The 867-nt window shown below is 65.3% G+C and carries 1 protein-coding gene and 1 pseudogene; both read left to right on the top strand.

What is annotated here, in order from left to right; genetic code table 11:
* Nucleotides 1–547 (top strand): annotated as a pseudogene (locus PMES_RS16130) (ATP-binding protein); the annotation flags it as partial.
* The coding region (locus tag PMES_RS16125; protein WP_159966745.1) for a hypothetical protein at nt 544–867 on the top strand (324 nt) is incomplete at its 3' end. The pseudogene PMES_RS16130 and the gene PMES_RS16125, both read left to right, overlap by 4 nt.

Genomic DNA, 867 nt, shown 5'->3' with positions numbered 1-867 from the left:
GCCGCCGAAAGGCACGGTGTCGGAGATGGTCGAGGCGATCTCGGCGGAGCTCGCCATGAGCGACGCGCCGCTGCTGATCGACGAAGCGGACATGCTGGTCAAGCGCAAGATGATCGAGATCGTGCGTGACATCTACGAGGGCTCCGGTGCCCCGGTGATCCTCATCGGCGAGGAACTGCTGCCCCAGAAGCTTCAGCAATGGGAGCGCATCCACGGCCGGATGCTCGACTGGGTCGCGGCCCAGAAGCTTCAGCAATGGGAGCGCATCCACGGCCGGATGCTCGACTGGGTCGCGGCCCAGCCGGCGGACGCGCGTGATGTGGGACACCTGGCGCCGATCTACGCCCCCGGCCTCGAAGTGTCCGGAGAGCTTCGCGAGCAGATCCTCAAGGCTTCGAACGCATCCATCCGGCGCATCTGCGTCAATCTCGACCGCGTGGCCGATTTCGCACGGGTGCGCGGCCTCAAGAAGGTCGGCCAAAAGGAATGGGGCGCACAGTCATTTTTCACGGGCACTGCGCCCAAAGGCAGGCAGGATTACACATGAGCATCGAGATCAGACAGAAGGTCTGGAACAACGAGATCAGACAGAAGGTCTGGAACAAGGTGCGCGCCCTCGAGCGCTTCACCGCCGATGATCTGACCGCAGCCGGCGCCAGCCGGGCCGCCGTGCAGAACTACCTCCACAGTTGGGAGCGCTCCGGCGCGATCCGCTTCGACGGCAAGGATGGCCAGCGCCTTCTTTACGTGGCGATCGCGCAGGACGAGACCGCGCCGCCCACAGGCAAGGCCGATGGCACGCAAGCCCGCAAAGGCCGGCCGGCGGAGAATATGTGGACCGCCGCGCGGATGCTGACGACGTTCAGC

The sequence above is a fragment of the Profundibacterium mesophilum KAUST100406-0324 genome, from assembly GCF_009835145.1.
Classification (GTDB): Bacteria; Pseudomonadota; Alphaproteobacteria; order Rhodobacterales; family Rhodobacteraceae; genus Profundibacterium; species Profundibacterium mesophilum.
The sequence above is the reverse complement of the archived record's forward strand: the minus strand, read 5'-3'. Positions and strand labels throughout refer to the sequence as shown.